The following is a 1,015-nucleotide window of genomic DNA, read 5'->3' as shown; positions in this document are numbered from 1 at the left end:
GGTTGGGTTTATGTAAATTATTAGAGAGGTTATGGTTACTAGATTATATAAAAGCATTACGATGAGAATTAGAATAGATATATCAAGAGGGTTAGCCATGCTATTGGTAGTTTTTCTGCTAGGTTTAACATCTATGGATGTTGAGGCTCAGCAAGATCCACAGTATACACAGTATATGTTTAATATGAATATTGTGAATCCGGCCTATGCAGGTAGTCGCGGTACGTTGAGTATTGGTGTGTTGGGTAGAACCCAATGGGTTGGTATAGATGGCGCACCAAAAACAGTAACAGCAGCAATCCATGCGCCAATTGGCAAGAATCTAGGGGCAGGCTTTTCAGCTATAGCAGATGAATTGGGTCCTGTAAAAGAGCAGAATATCTATGCAGATATTTCGTATACTGTATCGACTTCAGAAGAAGGTAGATTAGCTTTTGGATTAAAAGGAGGAGTTAGTTTGTTTAATACAGACTTTGCAAATATTAGATTGCCACAGACTCCACGAGGAGCGGATCCTTTCTTTGATGAAGATATTAATAAGACATTTCCAAATTTTGGAGCTGGAGTTTATTATTATAATGAACGATTTTATATAGGTTTATCAGCACCAAACTTTTTAGAGACCTTACATTTTGAGAAGGAGGGTAATACAATTACAAGAGCGGCAGAAGAGACACATTACTTTTTAACGAGTGGATATGTTTTTGAATTATCAGAGACATTAAAGTTCAAACCATCAGTAATGTTAAAAGGCGTACAAGGTTCACCGTTATCTGTAGATGTGTCGACCAACTTTTTGTTCAATGAACGTTTTGAGGTAGGCGCAAACTATAGATTAGATGATTCGGTGAGTTTAATGGCCAATTTTGGGGTGACACCAAGTTTGAGGATAGGTTATGCGTATGATTATACGACAACAAATTTGGGTAATTACAATAGTGGGACGCATGAGGCGTTTTTATTATGGGACATAGATTTTTCAAAGAAGAACTTAAAATCACCTAGATTTTTCTAA

General features: G+C 36.7%; 1 protein-coding gene. It reads left to right on the top strand.

What is annotated here, in order from left to right; translation table 11 throughout:
- Positions 1 to 61 precede the first annotated feature (61 nt).
- Positions 62 to 1,015, top strand: coding sequence for a PorP/SprF family type IX secretion system membrane protein (locus AC1EUV_RS13780; protein ID WP_480199301.1), 954 nt, complete (start codon positions 62 to 64; stop codon positions 1,013 to 1,015).

The sequence above is a fragment of the Maritimimonas sp. 2304DJ26-3 genome (assembly GCF_056591635.1).
Note: the sequence above shows the minus strand (reverse complement) of the source record. Positions and strands in the feature narration are given on the sequence as shown.

Excerpts from the sequence above, each read along its gene's own strand:
- AC1EUV_RS13780 (WP_480199301.1), top strand. The coding sequence starts at position 62 with ATGAGAATTAGAATAGATATATCAAGAGGGTTAGCCATGCTATTGGTA.